This window comes from Saccharopolyspora sp. NPDC000359, assembly GCF_040300525.1.
Classification (GTDB): domain Bacteria; phylum Actinomycetota; class Actinomycetes; order Mycobacteriales; family Pseudonocardiaceae; genus Saccharopolyspora.
This window is the reverse complement of record NZ_JBEPDU010000026.1, coordinates 82,340-97,956: the sequence shown is the minus strand read 5'-3', so window position 1 is coordinate 97,956 and position 15,617 is coordinate 82,340. Positions and strand designations below refer to the sequence as shown.

17 protein-coding genes and 2 tRNA genes are annotated in these 15,617 nt (G+C 69.4%); 7 read left to right on the top strand and 12 right to left on the bottom strand.

Features of this window, described 5'->3' with window-relative positions; all coding sequences use genetic code 11:
• Positions 1 to 109 precede the first annotated feature (109 nt).
• Positions 110 to 466 carry a hypothetical protein gene (locus ABT324_RS18265; RefSeq protein ID WP_351178428.1) on the bottom strand — a complete coding sequence of 119 codons (357 nt, stop codon included), beginning with the start codon at positions 464 to 466 and terminating at the stop codon, positions 110 to 112.
• 360 nt (positions 467 to 826) lie between these two features.
• Complete coding sequence (locus tag ABT324_RS18260) at positions 827 to 1,042, bottom strand: HC3 family zinc finger protein (protein WP_351178425.1); 216 nt, start codon at positions 1,040 to 1,042, stop codon at positions 827 to 829.
• Between the two features lie 209 nt (positions 1,043 to 1,251).
• On the opposite strand from ABT324_RS18260, the gene ABT324_RS18255 reads away from it, so the two are divergent.
• Complete coding sequence (locus ABT324_RS18255) at positions 1,252 to 1,995, top strand: GntR family transcriptional regulator (RefSeq protein ID WP_351178422.1); 744 nt, start codon at positions 1,252 to 1,254, stop codon at positions 1,993 to 1,995.
• Positions 1,996 to 2,017: 22 nt separating this feature from the next.
• On the opposite strand, the gene ABT324_RS18250 is transcribed toward ABT324_RS18255, so the two are convergent.
• Positions 2,018 to 2,671: a response regulator transcription factor gene (locus ABT324_RS18250; protein ID WP_351178419.1), complete on the bottom strand. Its 654-nt coding sequence runs from the start codon at positions 2,669 to 2,671 to the stop codon at positions 2,018 to 2,020.
• Entirely contained in the window at positions 2,659 to 3,750 is a 1,092-nt protein-coding gene (locus ABT324_RS18245; protein WP_351178416.1) for a sensor histidine kinase, read from the bottom strand. The genes ABT324_RS18250 and ABT324_RS18245 overlap by 13 nt, the downstream gene beginning before the upstream one ends.
• 133 nt (positions 3,751 to 3,883) lie before the next feature.
• On the opposite strand from ABT324_RS18245, the gene ABT324_RS18240 reads away from it, so the two are divergent.
• The 3 genes from ABT324_RS18240 to ABT324_RS18230 all read left to right on the top strand — a co-directional run bounded on the left by ABT324_RS18240 (position 3,884) and on the right by ABT324_RS18230 (position 6,316).
• A complete protein-coding gene (locus ABT324_RS18240) occupies positions 3,884 to 5,059 on the top strand; it encodes a lipase family protein (RefSeq protein WP_351178413.1) in 1,176 nt (391 codons plus the stop codon).
• 12 nt (positions 5,060 to 5,071) lie between these two features.
• A complete protein-coding gene (locus ABT324_RS18235; RefSeq protein ID WP_351178410.1) occupies positions 5,072 to 5,710 on the top strand; it encodes a GOLPH3/VPS74 family protein in 639 nt (212 codons plus the stop codon).
• A 99-nt stretch (positions 5,711 to 5,809) separates the two neighbouring features.
• Positions 5,810 to 6,316, top strand: a complete 507-nt coding sequence (locus tag ABT324_RS18230) for a methylated-DNA--[protein]-cysteine S-methyltransferase (protein WP_502949758.1) — start codon at positions 5,810 to 5,812, stop codon at positions 6,314 to 6,316.
• A gap of 126 nt (positions 6,317 to 6,442) precedes the next feature.
• Here ABT324_RS18230 and ABT324_RS18225 read toward each other — a convergent pair whose 3' ends face one another.
• Positions 6,443 to 7,021: a TIGR03086 family metal-binding protein gene (locus tag ABT324_RS18225; RefSeq protein ID WP_351178407.1), complete on the bottom strand. Its 579-nt coding sequence runs from the start codon at positions 7,019 to 7,021 to the stop codon at positions 6,443 to 6,445.
• 62 nt (positions 7,022 to 7,083) lie between these two features.
• On the opposite strand from ABT324_RS18225, the gene ABT324_RS18220 reads away from it, so the two are divergent.
• Positions 7,084 to 7,827 carry a DUF6597 domain-containing transcriptional factor gene (locus tag ABT324_RS18220; RefSeq protein WP_351178404.1) on the top strand — a complete coding sequence of 248 codons (744 nt, stop codon included), beginning with the start codon at positions 7,084 to 7,086 and terminating at the stop codon, positions 7,825 to 7,827.
• Between the two features lie 34 nt (positions 7,828 to 7,861).
• Here ABT324_RS18220 and ABT324_RS18215 read toward each other — a convergent pair whose 3' ends face one another.
• A complete protein-coding gene (locus ABT324_RS18215; protein ID WP_351178401.1) occupies positions 7,862 to 10,180 on the bottom strand; it encodes an NACHT domain-containing protein in 2,319 nt (772 codons plus the stop codon).
• Between the two features lie 168 nt (positions 10,181 to 10,348).
• Here ABT324_RS18215 and ABT324_RS18210 point away from each other — a divergent pair, with 168 nt between their 5' ends.
• Both ABT324_RS18210 and ABT324_RS18205 read left to right on the top strand, forming a co-directional pair.
• Positions 10,349 to 10,630, top strand: a complete 282-nt coding sequence (locus tag ABT324_RS18210) for a hypothetical protein (RefSeq protein WP_351178398.1) — start codon at positions 10,349 to 10,351, stop codon at positions 10,628 to 10,630.
• A 61-nt stretch (positions 10,631 to 10,691) separates the two neighbouring features.
• On the top strand, positions 10,692 to 11,786 hold the full coding sequence (locus tag ABT324_RS18205) for a serine hydrolase domain-containing protein (RefSeq protein WP_502949757.1): 1,095 nt from the start codon (positions 10,692 to 10,694) through the stop codon (positions 11,784 to 11,786).
• Between the two features lie 223 nt (positions 11,787 to 12,009).
• On the opposite strand, the gene ABT324_RS18200 is transcribed toward ABT324_RS18205, so the two are convergent.
• The 6 genes from ABT324_RS18200 to ABT324_RS18175 form a co-directional block, all read right to left on the bottom strand.
• Positions 12,010 to 12,792, bottom strand: coding sequence for an SAM-dependent methyltransferase (locus ABT324_RS18200; protein ID WP_351178392.1), 783 nt, complete (start codon positions 12,790 to 12,792; stop codon positions 12,010 to 12,012).
• A gap of 77 nt (positions 12,793 to 12,869) precedes the next feature.
• On the bottom strand, positions 12,870 to 13,193 hold the full coding sequence (locus ABT324_RS18195; protein ID WP_351178389.1) for a DUF4333 domain-containing protein: 324 nt from the start codon (positions 13,191 to 13,193) through the stop codon (positions 12,870 to 12,872).
• 193 nt (positions 13,194 to 13,386) lie between these two features.
• Positions 13,387 to 13,809, bottom strand: a complete 423-nt coding sequence (locus ABT324_RS18190) for an SRPBCC family protein (RefSeq protein WP_351178386.1) — start codon at positions 13,807 to 13,809, stop codon at positions 13,387 to 13,389.
• Between the two features lie 477 nt (positions 13,810 to 14,286).
• Positions 14,287 to 14,368 (bottom strand) — tRNA-OTHER (locus ABT324_RS18185).
• Between the two features lie 313 nt (positions 14,369 to 14,681).
• Positions 14,682 to 15,095, bottom strand: a complete 414-nt coding sequence (locus ABT324_RS18180; RefSeq protein ID WP_351178383.1) for a cytidine deaminase family protein — start codon at positions 15,093 to 15,095, stop codon at positions 14,682 to 14,684.
• Positions 15,096 to 15,471: 376 nt separating this feature from the next.
• A tRNA-Arg gene (locus tag ABT324_RS18175) sits at positions 15,472 to 15,547 on the bottom strand.
• Positions 15,548 to 15,617 lie beyond the last annotated feature (70 nt).

Genomic DNA, 15,617 nt, shown 5'->3' with positions numbered 1-15,617 from the left:
GCGGCTGGTGGCGGGGGGAAGGTGTGCCGCACCGGCCCGGCTTGGGTGGTGGTCCCGGGGGTCGTGAGTGCGAAACGGTGTTGGAACACTGTTACGCACTCACGACCCCTCACCTGCGCAGGTGGTGGCGCCCGGTGGGCTGGTCGTCGGGGTCGTAGGCGGGGAACTCAGGCTGTGGCGGTGGTGGTGTTGGCGGCGGTGGCGTGAGCGGTTGCGGCGGCTGTGGCGGCGCAGGCGGTTCGAGCGTTATCGGGGGATGCTCGCGATAACGAGGCTGTGCTGGCGCGGCGGTGGCGCGTTCGGCTTCGATGTCGGCGATGAGGTGCCACACGGTGTACTCACCCTCGCCTGCCCCCGCATGTTGTCCCGCTGCGAATCTCAACCCCACGAACGGGATCTGCGTGGCGATCAGGGCGAGGATGAAGACGTTGAACAGCACGAACGTGCTCAGCTGAATCCAGAACATCAGGACCGGTTTCCTTTCTGGGGTGCGTTGTAGCTGGTCAGGACTCGTGAGCGGCGATGGTGGCTCTAATAACCATTCCCACTCACGAAGGTGTTTTCGCTGGTCAGGACTCGTGAGTGAGGATGGTGGCCATTACGACCTTTGCCGCTCACGAGCGTTGACCAGCAGCGATGCGGACACCGAACAACACGACCGTGCTCGCACGAATCCGAAACACGATCGAAGCGCCTTCTCCGGTCTCGCCGCTGGTCAGGAGTCGTGAGTGAGGATGGTTGCTCTTGCGACCATTCCCACTCACGAGGGTGTTTTTGCTGGTCAGGAGTCGTGAGTGGGGATGGTTGCTCTTGCGAGCTTTGCCGCTCACGAGGGTTTGGTGGTGAGGATGTGCCAGCAGGTCATGCAGGTCTTCTCGCGGATCCAGTCCACTTCGGACCGGTCGTGGAGTTCGGCGGCGTCGGTCGTTGCGCCGCAGTAGGCCTTCACCTGCTTCTCTGGCGAAGTTTTCGTTGCTGCGATGGGGAAAGCGTGGCGGCCGCCAGTGACGGGTCGCCACACGTACGTCAAGAAGCCGGACATCAGGACTCCCCTTCGGGGTGGCAGTTGCACGGCTGAGGCGATGCGCGGGTTCGGTTGCGCGAGCGCAGATGCGCTCGGTTGCGGGTTTCGGTTCATCTCAGTCGTGTTAGTCGTCTCATACAACTTGGGAAGATAGTGACGGGTGCGAGAGTTGGGCAAGGTGAGACACTCGTTCGTGAGGACTCAGACGTCTAATGCGAGGTGTTCTAATGTCCGCTGCGGCGAAGTACCAGGAGATCGCGGCGACGCTGCGGGGTCAGATCGACCGTGGTGAGTTGTCGGTTGGTGACCAGCTGCCGACTGAGCAAGCCCTGCAGGAGCAGTTCGACTCCTCCCGGACCACGGTGCGTCAGGCGCTGAAGGAGCTTCGCGAGGCAGGATTGGTGCAGATGCGTCACGGTGTGGGCGTGTTCGTGGCTCCGCCGAAGGTCGTCCGCCGTCTGGACTCCCGCGAACGTCTCTCCAAGGCTCGACGGGATGCGAACAAGGCCGCCTTCCTGGCCGAAGCGGATGCTCAGGGGTTCAGTCCGTCGTCGTCCGTCAAGGTGTGGTTCGAGCCCGCGCAGGACTATGCGGAACTCTTCGGCATTGAAGAGGCTTCTGAGCTCTGCGTACGTGATCGGGTCATGCGTGCGGATGGTGAGCCGGTGATGTTGGCGGTGTCTCGGCTGCCGCGTGAGATCACCAGGGGTACGGCGCTTGAGGAAGTCGAGACCGGGCCCGGCGGTGTGCTCGCACGGCTGGAAGACCAGGGCTTTGAGATCACCGATCACGAGGAAATCGTGAGTGCTCGGATGCCGGACGCGAATGAGCGGCAGATCTTCGGGCTTGGTGGCGGTCCGGTGCTGGTCGTGCGTCGGCGTACGTGGAGCGGTGACCGGGTGGTTGAGGTCAACGACATGGTGATGCCCGGCGAGTCCTACGAACTTCGCTACGCGTGGGATGCCCTCTGAGCCGTTGAACTGTACCCACCCGTCAGAGCAGGGCTGCTTCGTGGGCGAGTAGGGCTATTTGGGTTCGGTTGGTGAGGGATAGCTTGGTCAGGGTGTGGGAGACGTGGGCTTTCACCGTGGCCACGCTCATCAGGAGGTCCTTGGCTATCTCGGCGTTGGTCTTGCCGTTGGCCACCGCCAGGGCTACCTCGTGTTCTCGGTCGCTGAGGGTGCCGAACGCCGATCGGGCCTTCTCGCAGCGGGTCGCTCCGGTCGTCACCTTGGTCATCAGCTTCCTCGTCACCGCTGGGGAGAGGATCGGGTCCCCGGCCGACACCCGGCGGATCGCTTCCACGATCTCCGGGGGCGGGGTGTCCTTGAGCAGGAAGCCGATTGCTCCGGCTTGGAGGGCGTGCACGATCACGTCGTCCGCGTCGAAGGTCGTCAGGACCACCACTTCTGGCGGGTCCTGCCGGGAGCGGAGGGTCCTGGTGGCTTCGAGGCCGCCGATGCCGGGCATGCGGATGTCCATCAGCACCACGTCCGGGTTGTGGGCGTTGGTGGCCGTGATCGCCGACTCCCCGTCCGGGGCTTCGGCGACCACCGAGATGCCGTTCGCTCCGTCGAGCATCAGGGTCAGGCCCGCTCGGACCAGGGGGTCGTCGTCGACGATCAGGACTCGGATCACGGGGGCCACGGTAGCGAGGCCTGGAGCTGGAAGGCGCCGGTTGCGGTCAATTCGTGGTCCAGGTGGCCGCCGGTCAGCCGCACCCGCTCAGTCAGGCCGACCAGTCCGGTCCCGGTGCCCGGAAGAGCGGGTGCGGTGTTCGAGACCGGGTTGGTGATCTCGACCCGCAGCGCGTCGCCCGGGATACCGGTCAGCGCGACGCGTACTGGCTGGTCAGCAGCGTGCTTGCGGGCGTTGGTGAGGCCTTCCTGCACGACGCGGTAGGCGGTGCGGCCGATCGGCGGGGGTGGGGGCTCCGTCGTGGTGTTCGTGAAGTCGACGTGGGTGCCGGTTGCCCGGGTTTCCTCGATCAGCTCGGTCAGGTCCGGGATGCCGAGGCGGGGCGGTTCCGCGGTGTCGTCGCGGAGGACGGTGATCACCGCGCGGAGTTCTTCCAGCGCTTGGTGGACTCCTTCGCGGACGACGCCCGCCGCTTTGGCCAGCTGGGCGGGGTTCGCGTCTTGGCGGTACTCGAGCGCGCCCGAGTAGGTGGCGACCAGGGACAGTCGGTGGGCGAGCACGTCGTGCATCTCCCGGGCCAGGGCCGTGCGTTCTGCTGCGCGGGCCTCTGCGACGCGTCTGCCCTGCTCAGCTTCCGCGCGGCGGGCGCGTTCCTTGAGGGAGTTGATCAGCTCCTGCCTCGCCTTGAGCAGCGAGCCCCAGCCGACCAGGGCGGCGTGCGCGACCACGTCCAGCACCAGCCACCAGGCGTAGGGGAGTCCGGGCAGTGGTTGCCACCAGCCGAGGACCGCGTGGCCGACCACCCCCGCCAGCGCGACCCACGCGGCGGTGCTGGTGCGGCGTTGCCCAGCCACCAGCGCTACCGCCATCGTGGCTGGTGGGGTCGCCGTGATCGACAGTGCTGCGAGGGCCACCAGGCCCAGCGTTGCGCGTACTGGCCAGCGCCAGACGCCGAGTGCGAGGGCGCAGGCCAGCGCTCCCACGGTGATGTCCAGGGCCAGCTCACCGGTGTTCGACTGGGTCTTGGCGAAGACCTGCAGGGCGACCAGCAGCGCGACGGCGATCACTGGCACGGGGCGTGTGGGCACGCCGGACAGGGTAGGGCGGGCCGGTGGGGTGGGGGATCAGACCAAAGTCGATGCCCGCCTAGACCGCGGTCGGTGCGGGAATGGTCGTTGGCCCGGCGCGGTGCCGGGGGTGGCGCGGCCAGCATTCGACGCCATGAGGAAACGTGCTTTCGCCGCCACTTCGGCGGTCCTGCTCACTGCTGCGCTCTCGTCCTGCGCGGCGGAGTCCGACGCCGCACCCACCGGTGGTGAGCTGCTCGCGTTCGAGCCGCTGGTCTCGATGGACGCCGCTGGGCTCGCCGAACACCTGGTGCAGCAGGGGTTCGCGCCCGCCGACGTCCGCTACGGCGTCGACGCCTTCCGGTATCTCTACCGCACGACGGACTTCGCAGGTGAGCCGACGGTGGCCAGCGGTGTCGCCGCCTTCCCGCGGACGGACGAGGAACTGCCGCTCACCGTGTACCTGCACGGCACCAACCCGTCGCGCGGGACAGCGGCGTCCATCGTGAACAGCCCGGACCGTGCTGCGGTCCTGCTCTTCGCCGGGACCGGGCAGGCCGCCACCGCACCGGACTACGCCGGGCTCGGCCTGGGGCTCGGGGAGCCCGAGTACATGCTGGCCGCGCCGACCGTGCAGACCTCGCTGGACAGCATGCGCGCCACCCGGGCGATCGCCGAGCAGCGGGGCGCGGAGCTGGACGGCGGAGTCAACGTCGCCGGGTTCTCGCAGGGAGGGCACGCGTCGGTGCCGCTCGGGAAGGCCATCCAGGACGACCCGGAGTACGAGCTCCGGGCCGTCGGTGCGGTCGCCGGACCGCACGACATCGCCGGGACCGAACTGCCCGCCGCGCTGGACGGGCGGGTCGACCCGCGCTCCGCCGTGGTCTACCTCGGCTACTTCGTCACCTCGTGGAACCACGCCTACCACCTGTACGACTCGCCGAGCGAGGCGTTCCGGGCGCCCTACGACCAGACCGCGGAAGCGCTGTTCGACGGGACGCACTCCTTCCCGGAGATCCTGCAGGGCCTGCCGTCGACGCCGCAGGAACTGCTGCAGCCCGAGATGCTCCAGAAGCTGTCGCACCCCACCGGCGAGCTCGCCGAGGCCTTCGCGGCGAACGACCAGCTCTGCGCGCAGTGGGCACCGGACGTCCCAGTCCGGCTCCACCACGGCACCGAGGACACGGACGTGCCGTTCGCGAACTCCGTGCGCTGCCAGGAAGCGCTGGGCGAGCGCGCCGAACTCGTCGACGTCGGGCCGCTGGACCACACCGGCGCCGCGTTGGCGTCGATCCCGCAGCTCGCCAGCTGGTTCGCCGAGCGCGGCTGAGCGGAGGAGAACATGAATTCCCTGACCAGCAGGGTCTTCCTGATGGCCTGTGATGTCGATGGGAAGGGCCTGACCAACAAGCGGGACCTCGGCCTGGTGCTGCGAGGCGCGGTGCTGACCGAGCTCGCCATGGCCGGGCTGCTGGCTGATTCCGCCGGCAAGGCCGCTGCGGTGGGCGCTGACCTGCCCGCTGACCTGGTCCTCGCGGATGCGCTGGTCGAGGTCCGCGAGAGCCCGGTCCGCTGGAAGAAGCTGGCGCGGAGCCACGGACGCGAGACCTACGTGTGGGTGCGCGACTCCCTGATCGAACTGGGGGTGATCAGGGTCGGCAGCCGCCAAGTCCTCGGGGTTGTCCCGGTTGAGCGGGTCACCGCCGTCGACCCGGCCGCGGTGCGGGCGCTGCAGGAGCACGTCGCTTCGATCGTGCGCAGCACTGTTCCGGTGCGCGAGATCGCCCGGGAGGACGCCGCGCTCGTCGGCCTCGCCGATGCCGGAAACCTGCTTTCCAAGAGCATCGCCGCTGGCGAGCTGCGGAAGCACCGGTCGCGGGTCAGGGCCCTGGCAGAGCTGGGCGGCCCGGCCGTGCTCGCCGCTTCCGCGGCGGTCGAGCACAAGCGGCGCGTTCGGCTGGCCGCCGGGAACTCCGGCTGACGATGTCGGATTTCCGCCAGCACCGCCCCTGGACCAGGGGCGATGCTGGTTCCCGAACGCGGTTGCCGCTCGGGCACCGGTGGAGGAGAGGATGTTGCAGTGCACCCGGTGAAGACCATCGTCGACAGTCCCGTCGGCCCGCTTACCCTGGTCGCCGTCGGCGGTGCGCTGACCGGCGTCTACCTGGAGCAGCAGCGGCACCGGCCGCCGGAGGAGGACTTCGGGGAGCTCGACGCGGCGCCGTTCGGTCCGGTGGTCGAGCAGCTGGCGGAGTACTTCGCCGGTCGGCGCACCGACTTCGACCTGCCGCTGGATCTCATCGGCACCCCGTTCCAGCAGCGGGTGTGGCATGCGCTGCGCGAGATCCCTTATGGCGAAACGGTTTCCTACGGCGAGCTGGCGGCGCGGATCGGGCGTCCCAGCGCGTCGCGCGCGGTCGGGCTGGCCAACGGCAAGAACCCGATCAGCATCATCGTGCCGTGCCACCGTGTCGTCGGCTCCGACGGCAACCTGACCGGCTACGGCGGTGGCATCGACCGCAAGCGAAGCCTGCTGGACTTCGAGCAGCGCAACGCGGCCGGAGTCCAGACGGCACTGGCGCTCTAGGCGCGGCGTTGGATGCGCCCACCCGGTTCGAGCTGGGGGCAGGTCGGTTGCACCGACGAATCGCCACGTCGTCCCAGGCGGAGCGCCCGGTGGTGCGGTTCCCCGCGGAAACCGCACCACCGTCGGTCACCGCTTCCAGGCTGGGTCCCGGCCGGTCAGGGCGAGGAGGCGGTGCAGCGGTGGGGCGGTTTCCGGTACCGCCACCTCGTCCGCGAAGGCACCCATCGCTCGGCCCTGTTCCGCCGTCTGCTCGGCCTGGGCGTGGGCGAAGGTGACGAGGTCCTCGTCGAGCTGCAGGGGCTGGTCGGTGGCCCGCGCCAGGTCCCAGGTGTGCACCGCGCATTCCATCGCGACCATGCCGCCGATCATGGCCGAGGGCATCTCGTTCGGTCCGCCCATGTGGGTGGTGCCGGTCCACGCGTCGGGTGTGCTCCAGGCCTGCGCCATGCGGTCCAGCAGTTGCGTGAGCTGCCGCTTCCAGTCGTCGGGCAGATCCACGTCCGACTCGGCGGCGGCTGGGGGCGGGACCTGTTCCTTGTGGGCGGCGCCCTCCAGGGACGGGCCCCAGAACAGCAGGTGGTTAAGCAGGTCGCGCACCGCGTACTCGGTGCACGGGGTCGGTGCCGCGAGCTGGTCGGGGGTGATGCCTTCGACGACCCCGGCCAGGGCGGTGGTGGCGCGCTTCACGTGTTGTGCTTCGGACATGGCGTCGAGCCAACCACCGCGCGAGGCCGATGTCTTGAACGAACGCGACATACACTTCCACCATGTCGAGGGATGTTCGGGAGGTCTGCGGCGCTTGGCAGCAGCACCAGCGCCACTCCTTCCTGCAACCCTCGCCGGGCCTGACCCGCCACGTCGCGCGCTACTGGGCGGTTTCGTGGGAGTACGCGGAACCGTACCGGCAGTTGATCGTGCCTTACCCGAACGTGCACCTGACGTTCCAGGGCGGCCGCGCGTTGGTCACCGGCGTCTCCAGCGGGCACCAGTTCCGGGTGCTGTCGGGGCGCAGCGGCGTGCTCGGCGTGGCTTTCCGGCCCGGCTGCTTCCGGCCGTTCCTGGGCGCTGCGGTCTCCACGATCACCGACCGGACGATCGATGCCCGCGAGGTGTTCGGCCCCGCGCTGCCGTCGGAACCCGACGTCCCGGCCGTCGAACGGCTGCTCCGGGAGCACGCGCCGGAGCCCGACCCGAAGGCGGAGCTGGCCGCGGGCGTCGTCGCGCTGGTCATCGCGAGACCCGAGATCACCAGGGTCGATGCGCTGGCCGCGGAGTTCGGCACCAGCGTCCGGCAGTTGCAGCGGCTGTTCGCGGAGTACGTCGGCATCGGTCCGAAGTGGGTGATCCGCCGGTACCGGCTGCACGAGGTCACCGAGCGGATGGCGCAGGGCGCGGAGTTGGACTGGGCGGGGCTGGCCGTCGAACTCGGCTACGCCGACCAAGCGCACCTGGTCCGCGACTTCAAGGCCCTGTTCGGCGAGACCCCGACCCGCTACGCCGCGCGGTACTAGGGGGTGGTGAGTGCGTAACAGTGTTCGAACACTGTTACGCACTCACGACCCCTGGGACGGTGCGTTCGTCGCGGTGCGCGAGGCTCAGGTGGTCCTGGAGCCGGGCGTGCCGGAACTGGTACACCGCGCCGGACTGGCGCAGCACCCCGCGGCGGTAGGCGTCCTCGAAGAACTCCAGCGCGTCCCAGGGGAGTCGTCCGGTCAGCGGCAACCAGAACCGCACCAGCAGCACCCACTGGCCCCAGGCGGTGAAGGCCAGCGCGTAGGAGACCGCGCCGCCGATCCCGCCGATGGTGGCGGAGAGGAAGGCTTCGGGCAGCCAGCGCAGCGGTTCCCCGGTGAGGTCTTCGACGACGACCACCACCAGCTGGCCGAAGACGGTGATGCCCAGCATGATTACCGGCGCGAACGCCGCGATCCCGGACAGCACTGTCGCGCGGTTGGCGGCCACCAGGTCGGCCGGGCTGGTGACCGTGCTGATGTCGCGCGGCGCCTCCAACGCCCGCACCAGCGCGAACGCCGTGCCGACCACGAGGCCGTAGACCAGCGCGAACACGAAGATCTTGATCAGCGAGCTCCGCACCGCTTCGGCCAACGTGTCCGGGAACCCGCTCTGCAAACCCAGGAGCAGGGTGTTCATCGGGCCGTGCCCGATGCCCAGCACGATCCCGCCGAGCGCGCCGACCCCGAACCGGGTGGCCAGGTCGCGCCGCAGCCTCCCGCTGCGCTGGTTCCGGTGCCGCAGCCGCAACCGCATGCGGATCGGCCGGAACTCGCCCCGGCCGAAGACGATCACGACCCCGTGGATCAGCCCGAAGACCAGCCCCACCTCGGTTCCGACGAGCAACCCGTCCAGCACGGCGATGCCGAACCCCGGTGCCCCGTGCCGGACCAGGTAATAGGGCAGCAGGACCAGGAAGTCCAGCAACCCGATGCAGGTCCCGACGGCGAGCACCACCAGCAGGATGCGCGTGGAGCGGCGCACCGAGCTGCTCAGCTGCCACCACGCGATGTCCGGTGTTTCCCGCTGGTCCAGGTGCTGCGCCAGGTGGCCCAGCCAGCGCTGGACAAGCCGCGGTTCCCGGTTCCGGCCGGGGCGCGGGCGGTAGGCGGTCGGCACGAAGCTGCTGAGCAGGTGGTCGCCGATGGCTTCCGGTGTCGGGAACCGGGTTCCGTCCAGCAGGTCCGCCGGGTCCTTGCCCGGGGCGTCGCTGTAGACGGCTCGGGCGAGCCCGATCATCAGCGGGGTGCTCAGCGCCGCCGCCAGGTTGCGTCCTGCCGGGTCGTCCGCGCGGAGCGCGTCGACCACCGGTTGCCACGCGGCGTTGTGCGCGGTGCGGGGCAGGTAGTTGACCAGGTCGGTCGGGTCGAGCCGGATCAGCTGGACACCGGCGGCCCCGGCCAGCGTGGTGCTTTCGGTCGCCCGCTCGAACTGCTCGGGACGGCTGGTCAGCAGGAACGGCAGCGCAGTGCTGTTGAGCTCGTGCAGCGCGGCCCGGTGCAGCCCGTCCGCGACCTCGTCGAACCCGTCGAGGACCGGTAGCACGCGGCCGGATTCGACCAACGCGGCGGCCAGCGTCGACCCGCCGGGCGCGCTGGCGACCAGCCCCGGGTGGTCGCGCAGCAGCTGGTCGATCAGCCAGTCCCGCAGGCCGGTGGCCGTCGGGTCCCACGAGCCCAGGCTGAACACCACCGGGACCGGCTCGTCACCGGTGCGGGTCCGCAGGTGGTCGAGCGTGAACCGCAGCGCGAGGACCGTCTTCCCGGCCCCCGCCTCGCCCAGCACCACCAGCCGACCGGACGGGATCCTGCGGTAGGCCTCGGCGATCTGACCCAGGTCACCGGCCAGCTCCACCGGCCCGGACCCACCTCCGGGCGGTACCCGGTTGATGTTGTCCCAGTGGTCGACCAGGTGCGCGGCCACCGGCTCGAACCGCACGGGCAGCGGGAACGGGTCGTGGACCCGCCGCTGCTCCTCCTCGCGCTGCCAGCGGGATTCGACGGCCTGCCGGAGTTGATCGGCGGCGTCCGCCAGCGCGCCCTGCGACGCCGTCCGCGGCTCGGTCGGCTTGGGCGGGGCTTCGGGCTCGGCGGGTTGGGGCGGTTCCTCGCGATCCGGCGGGACGGCGCGGCCGGGTTCGATGGCGTCCAGCATCCGCCGGTGCGCGTCCGGGATGTCCGGGAACGCGCCCGCGAGCTGGTTCACGGTGGCGATGCGGGGCGCTGCGGACGGGTTGGTCTCCAACCTGCGGATGGTGCGGACCGCGACCCCGGACCGCTCCGCGAGCCGCTCCTGCGTCATGCCCGACCGGGTGCGCAGTTGACGCAGCACCGCGCCGAACCGGATCGCCACTTCGGTGCCCTTCCTCCGGGTTTGCCTGGCGCGAAGCACCTTATCGAGGCGACCGGCAACAAGTGGCCGGTTCGCGTCCTGGCCCGGTGATCAGCGGAAACAGCAGCATGTGCGGTGCCGGTCGGACTTCCCGGTCGGCGGTGTCGGGCCTACTCGGGAGGGGACGGCATGGCTGGCAACTGCCGGTGCTGGTGCGGCGAGTGCTCCTACCGGACGGCGTGGCTGTCGGAGGAGGAGAGCGCCGAGCAGCAAGCGAGGCACTTCGCCGAGCACCACCCGGGCGTTGCGCCGAGCCACCGCGTCGAGTTCCGGGCGAAGAAGCACGAGGGGGCTGGGTGCGTCGTGGTGGTCGCGCTCCTGCTGCTGCTCCTGATCGTCCTGGCCACCTGCCAGTACCAGTCGGGCAGCGCCTCGATGCCGCAGCTCGACGCGTTCCGGCTGCGTGGGTGAAGCCCCTGGGGGTGGGCTTCACCCCGCTCCGCGCGTCCCGCGTGAACACGGAAGAGGAGAAATGGTGAAGAGAATCGGAAAGCGGCGGCTGACGGCCCTGGGAGCTGCGGTCGCGACCGCGTTGGTGCTACCGGTTTCGGCGCAGGCAGCGGAGACCGCGGACATCCAGGACCTGCTGAACGCCTACCAGGCGGAGGTCGGGCCGGGGGCCGGGATCTACTTCGGCGACAGCACCGGTTCCCAGGAGCTCTCCGCGGGGACCAGCGTGATCAGCGCCTTCCGGCCCATCGGGTCGACCGACCACTACCGGATCGCCAGCCAGACGAAGACGTTCGTCGCGGTGGTGACGCTCCAGCTGGTCGACGAGGGCAAGGTGGGACTTGACGACCCGATCGAGCGCTACCTGCCCGGGGTGGTCAGCGGCAACGGCTACGACGGCAACACCATCACGGTCCGCCAGCTGCTCCAGCACACCAGCGGAATCCCGACCAACGAGGCGCCGAACCCTGCGCCCAGCGCGGACGGCACTTACGCCCTGGAGGAGTTGATCCGGGACGGGTTAAGCCTCCCGCCGGCGAGCGCGCCGGGCGAGCAGTTCCACTACTCCAACACCAACTTCCAGCTCATCGGCATGATGATCGAGGAGGTCACCGGCACCTCGGTCGGCGAGCAGGTCACGAGCCGCGTCATCGAGCCGTTGGGCCTGGCCGACACCAGCTACCCCGAGGCGGGGGACCGGTCGATCCCGGCGCCGCTGGTGAACGGCTACATCGGCGGTCGCGTCCCGCCGTTCCACTTCTGGGTCGACGGCACGGCGTGGGAGCCGTCGTTCTTCGGCCCGGCGGGGAGCATGATCTCGACCCAGCAGGACCTCACCCGCTTCTACCAGGCCGTGGTCGGCGGTGAGCTGATGTCGCCGGAGAGCCGGGCGGAGATGCTGAAGACGGTCCCGGCCCACGATGGCGCGTCAGGACTCGGCATCCTCAGCTACACCTTGTCCTGCGGTGTGGAGACCTGGGGCCACAACGGGATCGTCCAAGGCTACATCACCGACACCGAGGTGACCACGGACGGTCGGCACGTGTCCACGGTGACCAACTCCAAGATCAGGTCCCCGAAGCTCCGGGAACTGGTCGACGCAGCCATCTGCAGCTGACCCGGAAGCCCGTGCGCCACCCCACCGGCGCACGGGCTTTCTCGTTGGCGCACGCGAGTCGGTGGGGCGGTGCGGGGCGTCCCGCCAAGCACCCGTGATGCGGTCGCGGTGCCGGTTCAGCGGCGCAGGCGGGACACCGCGAGTTCGAGGCAGGCGAGGGCGTGGGTGCCAGCTCGACCTGGTGATCTCTGGCAGGCCTGAACGGCGCTGCCAGACCGGGTGGTCAGTCGGCGGGGAGGAGGCCGACGGCGGCGTAGCTGTTGGTGCGGGCCGCGTCATCGGGGTCGACCGGGTCGTCCGGGCGCCACTGGGGCAGCAGGACCAGGCCCGGGTCGACGAGGTCGTAGCCGGTGAGCAGGTCCTCGATCTGGGAGCGGGTGCGCAGCGTGCCGGGCGTGGAGGTGCGGTTGTAGATCTCGTGGCCGACGCTGAGCTGGTCGTCGGTGAAGGTCACCGGGGACAGGTGCGACAGCGCCAGGTAGCTGCCCGGGGCGCACGCGTCGCGGTAGCGGCCCATGATGCCCACCGGATCGTCCTCGTCGGGCACGAAGTGCATGATCGCGACGGCCAGCACGCCGACCGGCCGGGTGAAGTCCAGCAGCCCGGCAACGCCTGAGGCGTCCAGCACGGTCTCGGGTTCGCGGATGTCGGCCTTGGTGATGGTCACCCGGGGGGTGTCGGCGAGCAGCGCCTGGGCGTGCGCGACCGCGACCGGTTCGTAGTCCACGTAGGCGACGCGTGCGGTTGGATCGACGGAGTGGGCGATCTCGTGCACGTTGCCGACGGTGGGGATGCCCGACCCGAGGTCGAGGAACTGGGTCACGCCCTGCGAGATCATGAACCGCACGGCGCGTCCGAGGAACGCGCGGTTGGCGTAGGCCCACTGCCGGGCGGTGGGCACGACGGAGAGGAACTTCGCAGCTGCCTCCCGGTCGGCTGCGAAGTTCGCGTTCCCGCCGAGGTAGTAGTCGTACATCCGAGCCGCGTTGGGCGACTCGACATCCATCTCATCCAGCGGATCCGACCCGTGCTCCACCATCCCGGCATGATCGCCGAGCAGCACCCCACCCGGCAACCCCGAGGTCACGGCATCGGCTGCTCGTCGACCTTGATGTCGAACTTGACGTCCTTGCCTTCGACGGACTTGACGGTGACGGTCACCCCGAGCCGATCGCCACCGGCCGTCAGCTCGCACCGCTGGGACTTCCCGACCTCGGCCTCCACCGGCCCAGGGCAGGTCACCGAGTCAGGTCGCTTCCCGACCGACGCGGTGAGGCCCTCGCTCACCTTCTGCTCCAGCTCCTGCTTGCTCACCTGCATCCCCCCAACGGAGAAGCTCGCCGAGCAACCGGTGAGCAACAGACCCCCGCACACCGCGGCGGCCACTAATCGGATGACGCGTGACATCAGCGTTCCCCCACACAGCTCTAAAAGGCCTTGAAGCCGGTCGCGGACGGCGCCGACCCGCTGATCATCCTGGCAGAGCTGCGGCTCAGGTACGGCCACTTTGCCGAGTTTGTGACCTTTGGCAACCACCAAGGGCTGTGGTCGGGAAGCGGGGGCCAGCCTTCGGCACGGCTGGGGAGCGCGATGGAGGAGTTCAGGTACTCGAAGTTCCGCAGGTGCGCTGCAGAGCGGCGGCTTCTGCCTCGACGAAGCGTCGGATGCGTCGCGAGACCAGGGGCGTGAGGAGTGGGGCCAGGCCGCCGGAGTAGGTGATCCGCAGGCGGACTTCGCTGCCGTCGCCGGTGGGGCGGATCCAGTGCGAGGCGACCATCCGGCCGCCCGCGAAGCGGGTTGCCCAGCTGAACGACGAGCCCGGCTCGACCTCGACCACGTGCCACACGGCTGCGGGCACGCCGGGCTGCTCGACCCGAAACCGGTGCCCGACCTGGAGCCCGTCGTCCAACGCCACGACGGAGTTGACGGTGGGCGTCCACCCGGGCCAGCCGGGAACGTCGGCCAACACGGCCCACACCTCGTCCGGCGGAGCGGAGATCACCACGCTGGTCTCGTGCCGCATGCCCGAACACGCTACTGACGACCACCGAACCAGATCCAGCGGTCGCTAGTGCCAGATCAGGTTTCGAGGCCGGTTGGCGAAGTCCGGGTGTCAGGGAACGGGCAGGATCACACCATGGGCGACACTCGAATTTCGATCATGGCGAAGGGCGTGCCTCAGCGGGACGAGGACACGTGGCAGCGTCAGCGCGCACTGCTCCAGCGGTCCGGTGCGACCTACGACGCTGAGACGCGGGCATGGTGGCTGGTCCTGGACCCGGCTGACGGCCAGCGGACAGCCGCATCGTTGGCGTGCCTGTTCAAGGCGGCACGCAACTACGGAGCCACGGTGCGCGTGATGGACCCGATCACGGAGATGCCTGCGGCTGCTCCAGACCCATCACCGTCGCCCTCGAAAAGTGACGGTGGTTCGGCCACGTAGGCGCGCTTGCACAACCTGGAGGAGCTGCGTGTCCCAAGGTCGTGACCAGCGGTTTTGTGGCCCCGGCAGGATTCGAACCTGCGACACCCGCTTCAGGGGAGCGGTTCCAGGGGGTAGCGAGGTCTAGCCACAGAAGGCCAGGTTGATGTGTGGGCCGGTCGGAGGTGGTTCAACCACTGACAAGTGCGGAGGCAGCGCAGCTCGCGGCGGTGGGGAGCCCTCGACGGTGGTAGCCCGAGCTGATGAGGCGGTCGCCGGGGCGAGCAGCGACTAGAACGCGGAACGCGCCCCGAACCCTTCACTGAGTGCGGGGACGCGTTGGTTCAGGCGGCGCGGTGCCGGATAGCCTGCCGAACCCGATCAGGGTTGCAGCGTGGGGCGCTCGTGCTTCGGCGGCAGAACGACCTACAAACGACCTACAACGGAGTACTGGGCAGTACCTGCTCGGCAGGTCAGCCGCTGGGACTTTCAGCTGCCTGGGCGTCCCTAGCCGGAAGCAGCTCGCTCAAGGTCGTGACCCGGTCCGGTCCCAGGACAAATTCGGCATCGAGGTTGCGGCGGTCGATTTGTTGCATGAACTCGCGGCAACGACCGCAGGGTCGCAGGACCATCAGGGTGTTCGTCCGCTCATCGCGAGTCACCGCGACTACCTGGGCGATCTGGAACTGCCTCGCAGTGACCATCGCCGCGACCGCCGCGTGCTCGGCGCAGAACCCCATGCTGCACGCGGTGTCGATGCAGACCCCGCGGAACACATCGCCATGACGCGTGACGATCGCGGCGGCCACGCTTCCGGATGCCCGGTCGTCCTGCTCGGTGGGGTTCAAGCAGTCCGCGGCGGTCTTGATGATCTCGGCGGGCTTCATGCCGCCTTTGCTAGCAGCCACGGTCCGCTACCGGCAATTGGATTTGCTTCCCACGGATTCGGGCGTGGGGGCACGGTGGTTGCCACCTGTCAGGCTACCTCTCGTCTGGGCCCGGCGGGCTGTAGGACGGCGGCCTGGTCGAGCCGAGCAGTCCCCGCGTGATCGAGGCGGGCAGTCGCAGCTCGGCCCCAGCGCAGCAGTGCGTGGACCACGGCACGAGCGGCACGACGAGTGTGACCATGCGGCGGTCGCCGCGGCCCTGGACGGGGGGCTGGCTCCTAACGCTGCCCCCATTTTGCCCCCATCTGGGGATGCTGCGGCAGGAGCCAAGATCATCGATCTGGCGTCTCGGCGCAGGTCAGCAGGCTGATTCGGCTGGCGCCCCCGGCAGGATTCGAACCTGCGACACCCGCTTTAGGAGAGCGGTGCTCTATCCCCTGAGCTACGAGGGCCTGGTTGGAGGGTACCCGGCCCGTTGGTGGGGGTTGGCACCGGTTGGGGTTGTGCGGGTGGGCCGGGAGG

Coding starts and splice junctions, on each gene's coding strand:
- ABT324_RS18265 (WP_351178428.1), bottom strand. CDS start 466: ATGTTCTGGATTCAGCTGAGCACGTTCGTGCTGTTCAACGTCTTCATC.
- ABT324_RS18260 (WP_351178425.1), bottom strand. CDS start 1,042: ATGTCCGGCTTCTTGACGTACGTGTGGCGACCCGTCACTGGCGGCCGC.
- ABT324_RS18255 (WP_351178422.1), top strand. CDS start 1,252: ATGTCCGCTGCGGCGAAGTACCAGGAGATCGCGGCGACGCTGCGGGGT.
- ABT324_RS18240 (WP_351178413.1), top strand. CDS start 3,884: ATGAGGAAACGTGCTTTCGCCGCCACTTCGGCGGTCCTGCTCACTGCT.
- ABT324_RS18235 (WP_351178410.1), top strand. CDS start 5,072: ATGAATTCCCTGACCAGCAGGGTCTTCCTGATGGCCTGTGATGTCGAT.
- ABT324_RS18225 (WP_351178407.1), bottom strand. CDS start 7,021: ATGTCCGAAGCACAACACGTGAAGCGCGCCACCACCGCCCTGGCCGGG.
- ABT324_RS18220 (WP_351178404.1), top strand. CDS start 7,084: ATGTCGAGGGATGTTCGGGAGGTCTGCGGCGCTTGGCAGCAGCACCAG.
- ABT324_RS18210 (WP_351178398.1), top strand. CDS start 10,349: ATGGCTGGCAACTGCCGGTGCTGGTGCGGCGAGTGCTCCTACCGGACG.
- ABT324_RS18205 (WP_502949757.1), top strand. CDS start 10,692: ATGGTGAAGAGAATCGGAAAGCGGCGGCTGACGGCCCTGGGAGCTGCG.
- ABT324_RS18200 (WP_351178392.1), bottom strand. CDS start 12,792: ATGGATGTCGAGTCGCCCAACGCGGCTCGGATGTACGACTACTACCTC.
- ABT324_RS18195 (WP_351178389.1), bottom strand. CDS start 13,193: ATGTCACGCGTCATCCGATTAGTGGCCGCCGCGGTGTGCGGGGGTCTG.
- ABT324_RS18190 (WP_351178386.1), bottom strand. CDS start 13,809: ATGCGGCACGAGACCAGCGTGGTGATCTCCGCTCCGCCGGACGAGGTG.
- ABT324_RS18180 (WP_351178383.1), bottom strand. CDS start 15,095: ATGAAGCCCGCCGAGATCATCAAGACCGCCGCGGACTGCTTGAACCCC.